The following is a 13,311-nucleotide window of genomic DNA, read 5'->3' on the forward strand; positions in this document are numbered from 1 at the left end:
GCGCTACGTCAGCGCCGTATCGGCTGAGGTGCGGACGCTGATCGGCGCGCGGGGGCTCCCGCGGGGAGCTGACGTGGCCGGGCGGCGAATTGTCCGCCGATGAGCGCGGCGATCGTGATGACGAATCCGGCGACCTGCACAGAGGTGAAGGATTCACCGGCCACGACGATACCCAGAAGGGTGGCGACGATCGGCGAAAGCAGCGCGAGCAGCCCGGGCGCGATGACCGGGAGCTTCTGGATGCCGCGGAACCACAGCGTGTAGGCGACGATTCCCCCGCCAGTCGCCAACCAGAGGTATCCCAGGAGGGCGGATCCGTCGATCTGCGAGGGAACGCCCTCGAGGAGAAGCGCGAGCGGCAGGATCACCAGCCCTCCTCCGGTCAGCTGCCAGCCTGCATAGGCGACGGGCCCTACTCCCTCCGGCCGGCCCCAGCGCTTCGTCAGGATCATGCCGAATGCCGTGGCGGTCACGCCGCCGATGGCGGCGACGATGCCCACGGTGTCCAGCTCCGCGGCCGGACCGAGCACGACCAGAGCGACCCCGCCGGCACCCGCGAGCGCTGCGGCCGCCGTGGTCGCTCGGATCCGTTCGTGCACCACCAGCGCGCCGAGGGCGAGTACCAGAAGAGGCTGCACGCCTGCGACTGCAGCCGCGACACCTCCGGGCAGCCGCTCCGCAGCGAGGAACAGCAGCGGGAAGAAGGCTCCGATGTTGAGGGCTCCGAGCGCGAGCGACTTGAGCCACCACGTCCCCTGAGGCAGTTTCCGACTGATCGCGACGGCAAGCAGACCGGCAGGCAGTGCACGCATGAGTCCGGCGAACAGCGGATGCCCCGGAGGCAGGAGGCTGGTGGTGACGAGGTAGGTCGTGCCCCAGGCGATGGGGGCGAGGGCGGTGAGCAGCACCGTGGTCGAACGATTCATGATTCCAGCCTGAGGACCGCGGACAAATGAGTCCAACGCATGTTTGTCATGTGATCAATGAGCAGTGATCATGGATGAATGGACCTCTCTCAGCTCCGCTACGTCGTCGCGGTCGCCGATGCGTCGAACTTCACGCGTGCGGCCGAACACTGCTTCGTCACGCAGTCCGCATTGAGCCACCAGATCGCCGCGTTGGAGCGCGAACTCGGTCAGCGGCTGTTCGTCCGATCGAGCCGAAGCGTACGCGTGACGGAGGCGGGTAGCGCCTTCGTCGCACGCGCGCGCGAAGCGTTGCGTGCGATCGAGAGTGCCAGGGAAGATGCAGCCGCTACGGCGGGGAACGTGGTCGGGACGCTGCGGCTTGGCGTCATCCCAACCGTCACCGCCATCGACGTCCCCGGAGCGCTGGTGAGGTTCCGCACGGAGCATCCGTCCGCACGCGTCGAACTCCGGGTAGGGAACAGCGACGCACTGGTCGCCGACGTCCGCTCCGGCGAGCTCGATGTCGCACTCCTCGGTCTTCGCGAAGAAGTTCTGCCACGAGGTGTCGCCGTTCGCGAGATCGGGCGCGAGCGGCTGGTCGTTGCTGTTCCACGCACGCATGCACTCGCACGCCGCGCCGATGTCGCTTTGTCGGACCTCGGTGGAATGACCTTCGCAGATTTCCCGGCGGGCACATCGGGGCGGGCCCAGAGCGACGTGGCGTTCGGCGAGGCGGGAGTCGAGCGAGACGTCGCCTTCGAGGCAGACTCGGCGGAACTCATCCTCGGCCTGGTGACGGCGGACCTCGCAGTGAGTCTCCTCGCCCCCGGCGTCGTGGCGGGAGGGGCTCGCGACGTGATCGCGGTTCCGGTTCGCCAGGGGCCGGTCCGCATCGAGTATGCGGCGTGGGACGCGGATGCTCCCCGCAGCGTCGCCCGGGCCTTCCTTCGCGTCGTCGATGCCGTCGTGCCCACGTGAAGAGGCGGGCCCGGGAAAGCTCCCGGACCCGCCTCTCAGTGATACGAGGTCACTTCACGTCGTCGTCGACCCAGTCCATCGACTTCGTGATGGCCTTGCGCCACAGGCGCAGCTGACGGTCGCGCTCGGCGTCTTCCATCGAGGGCTCCCAGCGCTCGTCCTCCTGCCAGTTGGCAGAGAGGTCGTCGAGACCGTTCCAGAACCCGACCGCGAGGCCGGCGGCGTACGCGGCGCCGAGCGCTGTGGTCTCCGCGACCACCGGACGCACGACCGGGACACCGAGGACATCCGCCTGGAACTGCATGAGCGCGTCGTTGGCGACCATGCCGCCGTCGACCTTGAGCTCGGTGAGATCCACGCCGGCGTCCGCGTTCACGGCATCCAGCACATCACGCGTCTGGAAGGCGACGGCCTCGAGCGCTGCGCGAGCGATGTGGTTCTTGTTCGCGTAGCGGGTGAGGCCGACGATGGCGCCGCGGGCGTCCGGACGCCAGTACGGGGCGAACAGACCGGAGAACGCGGGGACGATGTACACGCCGCCGTTGTCCTCGACCTGGTCGGCGAGCTCTTCGACCTCGGGAGCCGAGGAGATGATCCCGAGCTGGTCGCGCAGCCACTGGATCAGCGACCCGGTGACGGCGATGGAGCCCTCCAGCGCGTAGTGCGTGGGCTGGTCGCCGAGCTTGTAGCCGACGGTCGTGAGCAGCCCGTTCTTCGAGTGGACGATCTCTTCGCCCGTGTTGAAGATCAGGAAGCAGCCCGTGCCATACGTGTTCTTGCTCTCGCCCTGCTGGAACGCCGCCTGGCCGAACGTCGCAGCCTGCTGGTCACCCAGGATGCCGGCGATCGGGGTCTCGCGCAGCAGCGAGGAGTCCTCCGCGGCGCCGTACACCTCGGAGGAGGAGCGGATCTCCGGCATCATCGACCGCGGCACGCCGAAGGCGTCGAGGATGTCGTCACGCCATTCGAGCGTCTCGAGGTCCATGAACATCGTGCGCGATGCGTTGGTCACATCGGTCACGTGCACGCCGCCGTCGACACCGCCCGTCAGGTTCCACAGCACCCAGCTGTCGGTGGTGCCGAAGATCAGATCTCCGGCTTCGGCCTTTTCGCGTGCCCCATCGACGTTCTCCAGGATCCACGCGATCTTGGTGCCGGAGAAGTAGGTCGCCAGCGGAAGGCCGACGATCGGCTTGAAGCGCTCCACTCCGCCGTCCGCAGCCAGGCGGTCGACGATGTCCTGCGTCCGCGTGTCCTGCCAGACGATGGCGTTGTAGGCGGGCTTGCCGGTGGTCTTGTCCCAGACGACCGCGGTCTCGCGCTGGTTGGTGATGCCGACAGCGGCGATGTCGTGGCGTGTCAGGTCGGCACGGCTCAGAGCCAGACCGATGACCTCCTGCACGTTGCGCCAGATCTCGGACGCGTCGTGCTCGACCCAGCCGGCCTTCGGCAGGATCTGCTCGTGCTCCTTCTGGCCCGTCGCGATGATGCTCCCCTTCTTGTCGAAGATGATCGCGCGGCTCGAGGTCGTTCCCTGGTCGATGGCGAGGATGTAGTCAGCCATGTGTGTTCTCCTTTGAATTCAGGTGGGATCAGGCGAGGTGGAGCAGGACGGGTGCTGCGAGGGCAGCGATCGCGCCACCGATGAGCGGACCGACGACCGGGACCCACGAGTAGGACCAGTCGCTCGAGCCCTTGCCCTTGATGGGGAGGATCGCGTGAGCGATACGCGGGCCGAGGTCACGGGCGGGGTTGATCGCGTATCCGGTCGGTCCACCGAGCGAGGCGCCGATCGCGACGACGAGCAGGGCGACGGGCAGCGCGGTGAGCGGTCCGAGGCCTCCGGGCGTTCCGACCTCGATGTCGCCGTAGTCGGCGAACGCGAGGATCACGAACACCAGCACGAAGGTGCCGATGATCTCCGTGACGAGGTTCCAGCCGTAGGAGCGGATCGCCGGGCCGGTCGAGAAGACGCCGAGCTTGTTCGCCGCCTCAGGCTCCTCGTCGAAGTGCTGCTTGTACGCGAGCCACACCACGACGGCACCGATGATGGCGCCGAGCAACTCGGCGCCGGTGGCGACCAGGAACATCGTGAAAGTGATGGTGCCGGAGATCAGCAGACCCACGCCGACGGCGGGGTTCAGGATGGCGCCGGAGTAGGCGGACACCAGAACACCGGCGAAGACCGCGAGGCCCCATCCCCAGTTCACCATCAGGAAGCCGCCACCGAAGCCCTTGTTCTTCGCCAGGGCGACGTTGGCGACCACGCCACATCCGAGCAGGATGAGCATCGCTGTGCCCACCAACTCCGAGAGGAAGTAGAGACCGAGATTGACATCAGCCATGTCTTCATTGACCTTTCATGCGGGTCACGGCCCCTCTGCCGTGACACCTGGATGGGAGAGCGTCGCAAGGAGGGCGACGGTCGGAGATCTCGTCAGCCGCGGGTGCGCGACGAGATGTGGAGTCCATGCCTTTCGTTCAGCAGCTCACGCGTCTGCTCGAGTTCGGCGTCGTGCCGCGCACGATCCCAGCCCAGCAGCGGGGCGAGCGCGTCCGCGATCTCATCGATGACCTGTGCGTCGGCGTTTCCGGTGAAGGCGATGCTCGTTCGACGCAGGATGACGTCCTGCAGACGCGCGACCATCTCGTTGTGCACCATCCACTCGAGCTCGCGCGTCGAGAGGTCGCCGCCGGCGAGAGGGGCGTCCGTGCCCTGCTCGACGTATTCCCAGACCTGCGCGGCGCGGGTGCCATAGCGGGCGAGCAGCTTCTCGGCACGGTCTCCGGCGCCGGGGAGGTACTCCTGGATCCAGATGCGCTTCGCCTTCTCGGTTCGGGGGAAGTCCCGGCCGCCGCCGATGGCCCGCCCTGCCGTGGATACGGTGCGGGTGCGGTGGATGAGTCCGAGAACCACGTCCGAGAGGGACTCGCCCAGAGCCCGGAAGGTGGTCCACTTGCCACCGACGAGGCTGACCAGCGGCACGGAGCCCTTCTCGTCGACCTCGATGCGGTAGTCGCGCGACACGAAGCCGGGTGCCGTGTCTTCGTGGCGGGGGAGCGGGCGGATGCCGGAGAACCGGTACACGATCTGGTCGCGGTTCACGTCGATCTGCGGGAACACGTGGTGGATGAGGTCGAAGAAGTAGTCGACCTCCTCCTCGGTGCACACCGCGACCTCGCGCGGATCCGCGTCGATGTCGGTGGTGCCGACGAGCACGCGCCCCTTGAGCGGGTAGATGAGCACGATACGTCCGTCGGAGTGCTCGAAGAAGATCTCGCGGCCGCGGGTCGCCTCGAGCAGCTCCGGGTGGTCCAGCACGATGTGCGAACCCTTGGTTCCGCCCATGAAACGGGTGTCCGTGCCCAGCGCGTCGTTGGTGAGGTCCGTCCAGGGGCCGGAGGTGTTGACGACCACGTCCGCCGCTACCGCGAACTCCGTGCCGCTCTCACGATCGCGAAGGAGCACGGTGTCTCCGTCGCGACCGATCGCCTCGACGTAGTTGAGGGCCTTGGCTGCGGGGTGGGCGGCAAGACCGTCCTGCAGGACGTCCAGCGCGAGGCGCTCCGGGTCATGCATCGAAGCGTCATAGTACGTCGCGGTGTACTTGATGTTCGGGTCGAGCGAGGGGAGCTCCGCGAGCGAGCGCTTACGCCCGAGGAAGCGGTGCCGGGGGACGCTGCCGCCGTCACGGGAGAACGTGTCGTAGATCGTCAGGCCGATCTTGATCAGGAAGGCGCCGCGCTCCTGCGGCTTGCCGCTGCGGTGCGTCAGGAAACGCAACGGAGCGGACAGGATCCCCGAGAAGGTCGAGTAGATCGGGATGGTCGTCTGCAGCGGCTTGACGTAGTGGGGAGCGATCTTGAGCAGACCGTTGCGCTCCTCGACCGACTCGCGCACGAGACGGAACTCGCCGTTCTCGAGATACCGGATGCCACCGTGGATCATGTGACTCGAGGCGGATGAGGCGCCCGAGGCGAAGTCTCCGCGTTCGACGAGGAGGACGTCGACTCCCTGCAGTGCCAGATCCCGGAATGCGGAGATGCCGTTGATCCCGCCACCGATGAGAAGGACGCTCGTGCGTCCGGATTCACGGACTGCGCGTACCTCAGCGCGTTCCGCTGACGAGTGCGTCGACTCGATCATCTTCGACCCCTATTCCTTGCTTGCCACCCAGCATCGACCTGTGGAACGCTGTGCGCAAGTCCACTGCACATATGTGCAAGGATCGAGGGCGAGGAGGAACCCATGGCCGACCCCGGCGCGCAATCCCGCGATTCGAAGCTGATCGCGGCGCTCACTGCTGCGCAGCTCTACTACATGCAGGACAAGACCATGGAGGTGATCGCCCAGGAGTTGGGTACCTCCCGCTCGTCGGTGTCGAGGCTGCTGAGCTTCGCGCGCGAGAGCGGACTGGTCGACATCCGGATCAACTCACCCCTCGAGCGGCTGGGGATTCTGGAGCAGCGGATCCGTGATCGCCATCGTGTGGCGGCGCACGTGGTCCCGATGTCTGAGATCGTGAGCGAGGTCGAACGGCTGGAGCGGGTCGCGCTGACCGCCGGCAGGCTCCTCTCGCAGTTCGTCGACTCGAACATGATCATCGGCGTCGCATGGGGTTCGACGATCAGCGCGGTCAGCCGCGGTCTGACGCAGAAGGAGACCCACAACACGACCTTCGTGCAGCTCAACGGTGCGGGAAACACGCAGACCAGTGGTGTCGAGTACTCCAGCGACATCCTGCAGCGATTCGGTAGCGCGTTCGGCGCGCAGGTGCAGCAGTTCCCCGTGCCGGCGTTCTTCGACGATCCGGCGACGCGTGAGGCCATGTGGCGTGAGCGCAGCACACGCAGGGTTCTCGACCTGCAGGCCAAGATGGACATCGCCGTCTTCAGCCTCGGTTCCCCGGCGGCGGAGGTGCCGAGCCGCGTCTACGTGGGCGGCTACCTCGGTCGCGACGACTACCGGAGTCTTCGAGAGGATCATGCGATCGGCGATGTGGCGACGGTGTTCTTCCGCTCTGACGGCTCATGGCGTGATATCAGGGTCAACGCGCGAGCAACAGGGCCGGGGCTCGATCGCCTGCGGCGGGTCCCTCGCCGGGTGTGCGTCGTCTCCGGCATCCCTAAGCTCGTGAGCCTGCGTGCCGCCATCGCGGCAGACCTCATCACCGACGTGGTGCTCGATGAAGGCCTCGCGCGACAACTCGTCGACGACTGAGCTGTTCGTCGACGACTGAGCTGTGAGGCTCCCCGAGAGGCTCAGGACTCGTCGATCGATGACTCCGGCCCTGAGCGGAACTCGCGGATCAGATGCTGCACGACCTCGCCCAGGTCGCCGTCCGACGCATCGGCCACCGCGAGCTGGCGTGCGTAGCTCGCTCCTTCGTCGAGGATCGTGTGCAGGCTGGCGAACTCTCTTGAGCATCCCATCTCGACGGCGATGGGGGCGAGGTCGTCGATGGTCTGCGCCAGGTGCTCGCTCACAGGGAGCTGCCTGCCCTCGGCATCGACGATGATGCGGGCGTCGAGTCCGTAGCGGGCGGCACGCCACTTGTTCTCACGGTGATACCAGGCAGGCATCTGGGGGAGTGCTTCTCCCGCGTCGAGTGCGCGGGAGAAGTGCTCGACCAGGACTTGGACCAGGGAGGCGATGGCGGCGAGCTCCGGGAGTGTGGAGACGCCGTCGCACGCGCGCACCTCGATCGTGCCCCACTTCGGGGCCGGTCGGATATCCCAGCGGACCTCGGAGGCATCGGCCATGACGCCCGTGCGCACCATGTCTTCCAGATACGCCTCGAATTGGGACCAGTCCTGCAGAGGCCAGGGGAGTCCGGCCGTGGGAAGCTGCTGGAACACGAGAGCGCGGTTCGATGCGTAGCCCGTGCGCTCGCCCGCCCAGAACGGACTGGAGGCGGCGATCGACTGCAGGTGTGGCAGGAAGCCCGTGAGCGCATTGATGATCGGGAACACCTTGCGCTGGTCCTCGACGCCGATGTGGACGTGGATGCCCCAGATCATCATGTTGCGGCCCCACCACTGCGTCCGCTCGATCAGCGTGTGGTACCGCGTCTTGTCGGTCACCTGTTGGTCGAACCACTGCGCGAAGGGATGACTGCCTGCCGACAGCAACTCGATACCTGCGGGATCGGTGGCCGATCTGACGGCGGCGATCGCCTGAGCGATGTCATCCACGGCCTGGGCGACGGAGTCGCCGACACCACTGGTGACCTCGATGGTGTTGGTGAGGAGTTCGCCGGTGACGGTGTGACGCTCGTCGACGCTTTCCTCCTCGAGCGCGGCCAAGAGGTCGGGGGCGCGTCCGACCAGGTCACCGCTCGCCGGATCGGCGAGCATGATCTCCCATTCCAGTCCGACGGTGGAGCGGGCCGAAGGCGCGAAATCGAGCGTCACGAGCACAGTCTGGCACGCAGAGCGAAGGTGTCTGCAACACCCGTGTCGCTGCGTTTCGCTCCTGGCGCTCCTATCTGGCAGAATAGAAGGTCGGACGACCTGCTCGACCCTCTATCCAGCTATCGTCCTCACCTTTTGAGCTTCCGCCGGGTGTGCACCCCACTCTCCAGGCGATCAGTTCGTTTCCTTCCACACAATTCAGGAGAATCGTGGCTGTCAAGATTCGTCTCAAGCGCCTGGGCAAGATCCGTGCGCCGTACTACCGCATCGTCGTCGCCGACTCGAAGACCAAGCGCGATGGTCGCGTGATCGAAGAGATCGGCAAGTACCACCCCACCGAGGAGCCCTCGTTCATCGAGGTCGACTCCGAGCGGGCTCAGTACTGGCTCTCCGTCGGCGCCCAGCCGACCGAGCAGGTCGCCGCGATCCTCAAGATCACCGGTGACTGGGGCAAGTTCAAGGGCGACAAGGACGCGAAGTCCACGCTCAAGGTCAAGGAGCCCAAGGTTCCGTTCGAGATCGACGCCGCCAAGAAGTCCGTCGTGAAGCCCAAGGCAGAGAAGAAGGTGGAGGCCCCCGCTGAGGAGGCTCCCGCTGCTGCCGAGGCCGACGCGGCTCCCGCCGCCGACGCAGAGTAATCCGTCGTGCTTGCCGCCGCGCTCGAACACATCGTCAAGGGGATCGTCGATCACCCTGAGGATGTCAGCATCAACGAATCCACATCGCCGCGAGGCGATCTCCTCGAGGTGCGCGTGCACCCCGATGACCGTGGACGTGTGATCGGGCGCGGCGGACGCACCGCGAAGGCGCTTCGTACGCTCATCACCGCGTTGGCCGACGGACGTCGCGTCCGCGTCGATGTCGCGGACGACTGACGTGGCGTCGCAGGACGGGAACAAGAGCAAGAACCAGCTGCGCGTCGGGCGCCTCGTCAAGGCTCATGGCCTCAAGGGCGGCCTCAAGGTGGAGCTGTACACGGACAACCCCGAGCGGCGCTTCCACACCGGCGCCGCGTTCACGTTGCAGGTGCCCGAGGCATCTCCGTGGCACGGAAAAGACGTCACTATCCGCGAGTACCGGGTGATGAACGGAAGCCCAGTGGTGTTCTTCGACGACGTCGAGGACCGCACCGCTGCCGAGAGCCTCGTGCGAGCGATCCTCTGGATCGATCAGGATGTCGATGAGGTCGAGGACAACGCGTGGTTCGATCACCAGCTCGTCGGGCTCGACGTCGTCCGTGACGATGTCGTCGTGGGCCGCGTGGTGAGGATCGAGCATTTCCCGGCCCAGGACCTCCTGATCATCAAGACGGGCGAACGCGAGATCATGGTCCCCTTCGTCGAGGCGATCGTGCCGTCGGTCGACGTGGCACAGGGACGAGTCATCGTCACACCGCCTCCCGGACTCTTCGAAGACCTCCCGGATTCGTCGGACGTCGAGGCTGCACCCAGCTCGGACGCCGACGCGGCCGAGTGACGCCGGATACGGTTCCCCTGTGCGCATCGACGTTCTCTCCATCTTCCCGTCGTATTTCGACGGTCTGACGCTGTCGCTCCTCGGCAAGGCGCAGAGCTCAGGGATCCTCGATCTGCACGTCCGCGACCTTCGCGACTGGACGAGCGATCGGCATCGCACCGTCGATGACACTCCGTACGGCGGCGGTGCCGGCATGGTGATGAAGCCGGAGCCATGGGGGCTCGCCCTCGATGAGATCAGTGCGCTGTCCGATCGACCGACGATCATCTTCCCTTCGCCTGCCGGCGAGGTCTTCACTCAGGCGACCGCTCGAGACCTGTCCGATCGCGATCACCTCGTGTTCGGCTGCGGGCGATACGAAGGCATCGACGAACGCGTCTTCGACTACGCGTCGACCCTCGGCGAAGTGCGACTCATCAGCCTCGGAGACTATGTGTTGAACGGGGGAGAGGTCGCGACGATGGCGATGATCGAGGCGATCGGTCGTCTCATCCCCGGCGTCGTCGGCAACCCGGAGAGCCTCGTCGAGGAATCGCATGAGGATGGGCTGCTGGAGTATCCGTCCTACACGAAGCCCTCGGTGTGGCGCGAACATGCCGTACCCGACGTGCTTCTCAGCGGAAATCATGCCGCGATCGCAGCGTGGCGCCGCGAACAGCAGCTCGAGCGCACGCGGAGGCGGCGTCCCGACCTGCTCGCACCCGGCGACGAACGAGCCTAGAGCACGCTCTCCACACCCCCGTCTATGCGGAAGACCACGCTGTGCGGGTGGCGGAGACCGAGAGCGCCCATCGCGTCGAGTCCGCGAAGCTCGGCGCGCAGCATCCTGCCGATCATCTCGTGACTGACCAGAAGTGGCGTGCCTGTCGCAGCCCAGCCGCAGCTGGTCAGAGCCTTGCGCGCCCGTACTCTGGCCTGCGCATAGCTCTCCCCACCGGGAAACGCCCAGCCGTAGCGATTCGCCGCTCGTTCCTCCCGCGCGGTCGGGAACGCTTCATCGATCTCGGCCCACGTCATCCCTGCGAGTTCGCCGTGGTGTACTTCGGCGAGCTCGGGCACTTCGATCAAGTCGGCGCCGAGACGCTCCGCGATGATCACGGATGTTCTGAGCGCTCTACCCAACGGACTCGAGCACACGGTGCTGATGCCGTACCCTGCAAGTCGGTCGGCCATCGAGCGTGCCTGCGCTATGCCGTCCGCGGTCAACGGGGAGTCCAGCTGGCCCTGCAAGCGGTGCTCGAGATTCCAGGCCGTCTGACCGTGGCGCACCAGGAAGACGCGCTCCGGTACATGGCGATCCTGGGGAATCATGTGCTCAGGATGGCACAGCGGCGTCCACGAGTGAGGAAGTGCTGCGTTGATACGGTCGAAGCATGGTGGATGACGCTCTCGCACGCTCCTTCGAGTCCATCGGTGCGGACTACGACCGGTACCGTCCCGGGTTCCCCGATCTCGCTGCGGAGGTGATCATTCCCGCTGCGGTTCGCTCGGTGTTGGATCTCGGGGCCGGTACCGGGAAATTCACCGAACTCCTGACCGGGCGTGCGGCGAGGGTGCTGGCCGTCGAGCCGTCCGAGGCGATGCTCGGCGTCCTGCGTCAGAAACTGCCGGCCGTCGACGCGATGAACGGTTCAGCCGAGAGGATCCCGATCCCGGACGGATCCGTCGATGTCGTGACTGTCGCGCAAGCGTTCCATTGGTTCGATCGTGAGCCCGCGTGCCGGGAGATCGGTCGAGTACTCGCCCCTGCCGGCGTGCTCGGCCTGCTCTGGAACCGCTCGGACCCGACATGCGGGTGGGATCGCGCGTGCCATCGGATCGCGCATCCAGCCGTCGGTGACTCTGACGCCACGACGTCGAGCGCGGCCGACGAGCTCCCCGGCTTCGAGTTCGTGCGTCACGAGACAGTTCGGTGGCGGGAGCGGCTCTCGCGGACGGTGTACGTGAGACGCTGGGCGACCGTCAGCAGCTTTCTCGTGGCCGACGAGGTCCGTCGCGCCGAGATGCTGGATGCAGTGGAGACCGTGCTCGATGCATCCGACGAGACTCGGGGACGCGAGGTGCTGGACCTGCCGCAGGTGACTGACGTCTTCGTGTATCGGCGTCGCTGATTCAGTCGACGCCGAGGAATGACCGGTCGGTGAGGACGACGGGGCCGTTCGTCGTGATCGCGACCGTGTGCTCGGAATGCGCTCCCCGGGAACCGTCCACGCTGCGGAGGGTCCATCCGTCCGGATCCGTGATCAGCTCGTCGGTCGTTGCCAGCAGCCAGGGCTCGAGCGCGAGGACGAGCCCGTCTCGCAAGGGGAAGCCGCGTCCGGGACGACCGTCGTTCGGCACGTGAGGGTCGCCGTGCATCGTGCGCCCCACGCCGTGGCCGCCGAAGTCGGTGTTGATCGAGTAGCCCTCTCCGTGCGCGATCGTGGCGATCGCGGCGGAGATGTCTCCGATGCGGTTGCCCACCACAGCGGCCGCGATCGCGGCGTCCAGAGCGCGCTCGGTCGTGTCGATGAGCCGCAGGTCCTCTTCGCGCGGAGTGCCGACGACGAACGAGAGGGCGGAGTCGGCCACCCAGCCGTCGACGGAGACGGCGAAGTCGAGGGACACCAGGTCCCCATCGCGCAGCGTGTAATCGTGGGGGAGTCCGTGCAGCACGGCGTCATTCACCGACGTGCACAGCACCTTTCCGAACGGGCTCGCACCGAACGACGGGTGGTAGTCGATGTAGCAGGACTCGGCACCTGCCTTGCGGATCAGCTCGTGCGCGCGCCGATCGATGGACAGCAGATTCGTCCCGACCTTCGTCTCATCGCGCAGCGTCGCGAGTGTCTCCGCTACGAAGCGCCCGGCGGCGCGCATCTCGTCGATCTCGGCAGGGGTGCGCAGTTCGATCATCGGGTGTCCTCTCGTCTTCTCCATTCTCCCCGATGGTGAGAGCACCGTTCGCCGCGCGCTCACAGCGAACACCGGAGTTCCCGCTGGCGAGGCGTCGTACGATCTGAGCATGTGGTTGCGACAGGCCTTCTTCCGCTGGCTCCTCCCGGCGGCGTTTCTGCTGCCGTTGTGGCTGCTGGTCGGGTGGGGCGTGTTCCAGGGCGGATGGGCGATCCTCTGGGTCTTGTTCATCGCGATCCCCTCGGTTCTGGTAGGGCAGCTGCTGTTGACGCTGCTCACGCGTTCACGACCGTCCGTGCGCATCGAGCGCGCCGTGTCCTGGTGGGACGTGTTGGGCTTCACGGTGTGGCATGGCCTCACGATCGCTGTCGGCTTCTTCATCGATGGTGCGTTTCCCTGGCTTCTGACCGGGGCGATCGTCGCCGGGATCGCCCTGTTCTGGCTGCAACTGTGGCAGCTGTGGAATGAGGCGAAGGGGAGCGGAGCACGCATCCGCGAGACGATCACATGGTCGACGATCCCCGGAGCGGAAGAGCCGACTCCCGAGACACGTGCGCATGAGGTCATCGTCGTGCGCGAGGCCGACCCGCGGGACTGATCTCCGGCGTTTTGGCCGGTGGTCCCATTCATGGCAGAATGG

15 protein-coding genes are annotated in these 13,311 nt (G+C 66.4%); 8 read left to right on the plus strand and 7 right to left on the minus strand.

All coding sequences use genetic code 11. The annotated features are described in order from the left end of the window. Positions 1-8: 8 nt before the first annotated feature. The gene (locus MRBLWO12_RS05280) at positions 9-926 is read right to left on the minus strand and encodes an EamA family transporter (protein WP_363553389.1); all 918 of its coding nucleotides are present in this window, start codon (positions 924-926) and stop codon (positions 9-11) included. Positions 927-1,004: 78 nt separating this feature from the next. On the opposite strand from MRBLWO12_RS05280, the gene MRBLWO12_RS05285 reads away from it, so the two are divergent. Next, positions 1,005-1,886, plus strand: a complete 882-nt coding sequence (locus tag MRBLWO12_RS05285; RefSeq protein WP_363553391.1) for a LysR family transcriptional regulator — start codon at positions 1,005-1,007, stop codon at positions 1,884-1,886. A gap of 49 nt (positions 1,887-1,935) precedes the next feature. Here the strand turns inward: MRBLWO12_RS05285 and glpK are convergent, their stop codons facing one another. The 3 genes from glpK to MRBLWO12_RS05300 form a co-directional block, all read right to left on the minus strand. After that, the gene (gene glpK, locus MRBLWO12_RS05290) at positions 1,936-3,450 is read right to left on the minus strand and encodes a glycerol kinase GlpK (protein ID WP_363553393.1); all 1,515 of its coding nucleotides are present in this window, start codon (positions 3,448-3,450) and stop codon (positions 1,936-1,938) included. A 28-nt stretch (positions 3,451-3,478) separates the two neighbouring features. Then, positions 3,479-4,231 carry an MIP/aquaporin family protein gene (locus MRBLWO12_RS05295; protein WP_363553395.1) on the minus strand — a complete coding sequence of 251 codons (753 nt, stop codon included), beginning with the start codon at positions 4,229-4,231 and terminating at the stop codon, positions 3,479-3,481. A 92-nt stretch (positions 4,232-4,323) separates the two neighbouring features. After that, positions 4,324-6,033, minus strand: coding sequence for a glycerol-3-phosphate dehydrogenase/oxidase (locus MRBLWO12_RS05300; RefSeq protein WP_363553397.1), 1,710 nt, complete (start codon positions 6,031-6,033; stop codon positions 4,324-4,326). A gap of 102 nt (positions 6,034-6,135) precedes the next feature. Here MRBLWO12_RS05300 and MRBLWO12_RS05305 point away from each other — a divergent pair, with 102 nt between their 5' ends. Further along, positions 6,136-7,107, plus strand: a complete 972-nt coding sequence (locus MRBLWO12_RS05305; RefSeq protein WP_363553399.1) for a sugar-binding transcriptional regulator — start codon at positions 6,136-6,138, stop codon at positions 7,105-7,107. A 41-nt stretch (positions 7,108-7,148) separates the two neighbouring features. Here MRBLWO12_RS05305 and MRBLWO12_RS05310 read toward each other — a convergent pair whose 3' ends face one another. After that, the gene (locus tag MRBLWO12_RS05310) at positions 7,149-8,300 is read right to left on the minus strand and encodes a glutamate--cysteine ligase (RefSeq protein WP_363553401.1); all 1,152 of its coding nucleotides are present in this window, start codon (positions 8,298-8,300) and stop codon (positions 7,149-7,151) included. A 209-nt stretch (positions 8,301-8,509) separates the two neighbouring features. Here MRBLWO12_RS05310 and rpsP point away from each other — a divergent pair, with 209 nt between their 5' ends. Genes rpsP through trmD form a run of 4 tightly spaced genes read left to right on the plus strand, consistent with a single transcriptional unit; the run spans position 8,510 to position 10,497 of the window. After that, a complete protein-coding gene (rpsP, locus tag MRBLWO12_RS05315) occupies positions 8,510-8,938 on the plus strand; it encodes a 30S ribosomal protein S16 (protein ID WP_017830730.1) in 429 nt (142 codons plus the stop codon). Between the two features lie 6 nt (positions 8,939-8,944). Then, positions 8,945-9,175 (plus strand): RNA-binding protein, encoded by a 231-nt coding sequence (locus MRBLWO12_RS05320; RefSeq protein WP_363553403.1) that lies wholly within the window; start codon positions 8,945-8,947, stop codon positions 9,173-9,175. Continuing rightward, a complete protein-coding gene (gene rimM, locus MRBLWO12_RS05325; RefSeq protein ID WP_363553405.1) occupies positions 9,159-9,776 on the plus strand; it encodes a ribosome maturation factor RimM in 618 nt (205 codons plus the stop codon). Before MRBLWO12_RS05320 ends, rimM begins: the two co-directional genes overlap by 17 nt. A 19-nt stretch (positions 9,777-9,795) precedes the next feature. Beyond that, the gene (trmD, locus tag MRBLWO12_RS05330) at positions 9,796-10,497 is read left to right on the plus strand and encodes a tRNA (guanosine(37)-N1)-methyltransferase TrmD (RefSeq protein ID WP_363553407.1); all 702 of its coding nucleotides are present in this window, start codon (positions 9,796-9,798) and stop codon (positions 10,495-10,497) included. Here trmD and MRBLWO12_RS05335 read toward each other — a convergent pair. Then, entirely contained in the window at positions 10,494-11,087 is a 594-nt protein-coding gene (locus MRBLWO12_RS05335) for a histidine phosphatase family protein (RefSeq protein WP_363553409.1), read from the minus strand. The genes trmD and MRBLWO12_RS05335 overlap by 4 nt on opposite strands. Before the next feature lie 62 nt (positions 11,088-11,149). Here MRBLWO12_RS05335 and MRBLWO12_RS05340 point away from each other — a divergent pair, with 62 nt between their 5' ends. Beyond that, complete coding sequence (locus MRBLWO12_RS05340; protein ID WP_363553411.1) at positions 11,150-11,887, plus strand: class I SAM-dependent methyltransferase; 738 nt, start codon at positions 11,150-11,152, stop codon at positions 11,885-11,887. 1 nt (position 11,888) lies between these two features. On the opposite strand, the gene map is transcribed toward MRBLWO12_RS05340, so the two are convergent. After that, positions 11,889-12,671: a type I methionyl aminopeptidase gene (gene map / locus MRBLWO12_RS05345; RefSeq protein ID WP_363553413.1), complete on the minus strand. Its 783-nt coding sequence runs from the start codon at positions 12,669-12,671 to the stop codon at positions 11,889-11,891. Between the two features lie 109 nt (positions 12,672-12,780). Here map and MRBLWO12_RS05350 point away from each other — a divergent pair, with 109 nt between their 5' ends. Continuing rightward, positions 12,781-13,269, plus strand: a complete 489-nt coding sequence (locus MRBLWO12_RS05350; protein WP_363553415.1) for an MFS transporter permease — start codon at positions 12,781-12,783, stop codon at positions 13,267-13,269. The last annotated feature ends 42 nt before the right edge of the window (positions 13,270-13,311 follow it).

The organism is Microbacterium sp. LWO12-1.2, from assembly GCF_040675875.1.
Lineage (GTDB): Bacteria > Actinomycetota > Actinomycetes > Actinomycetales > Microbacteriaceae > Microbacterium.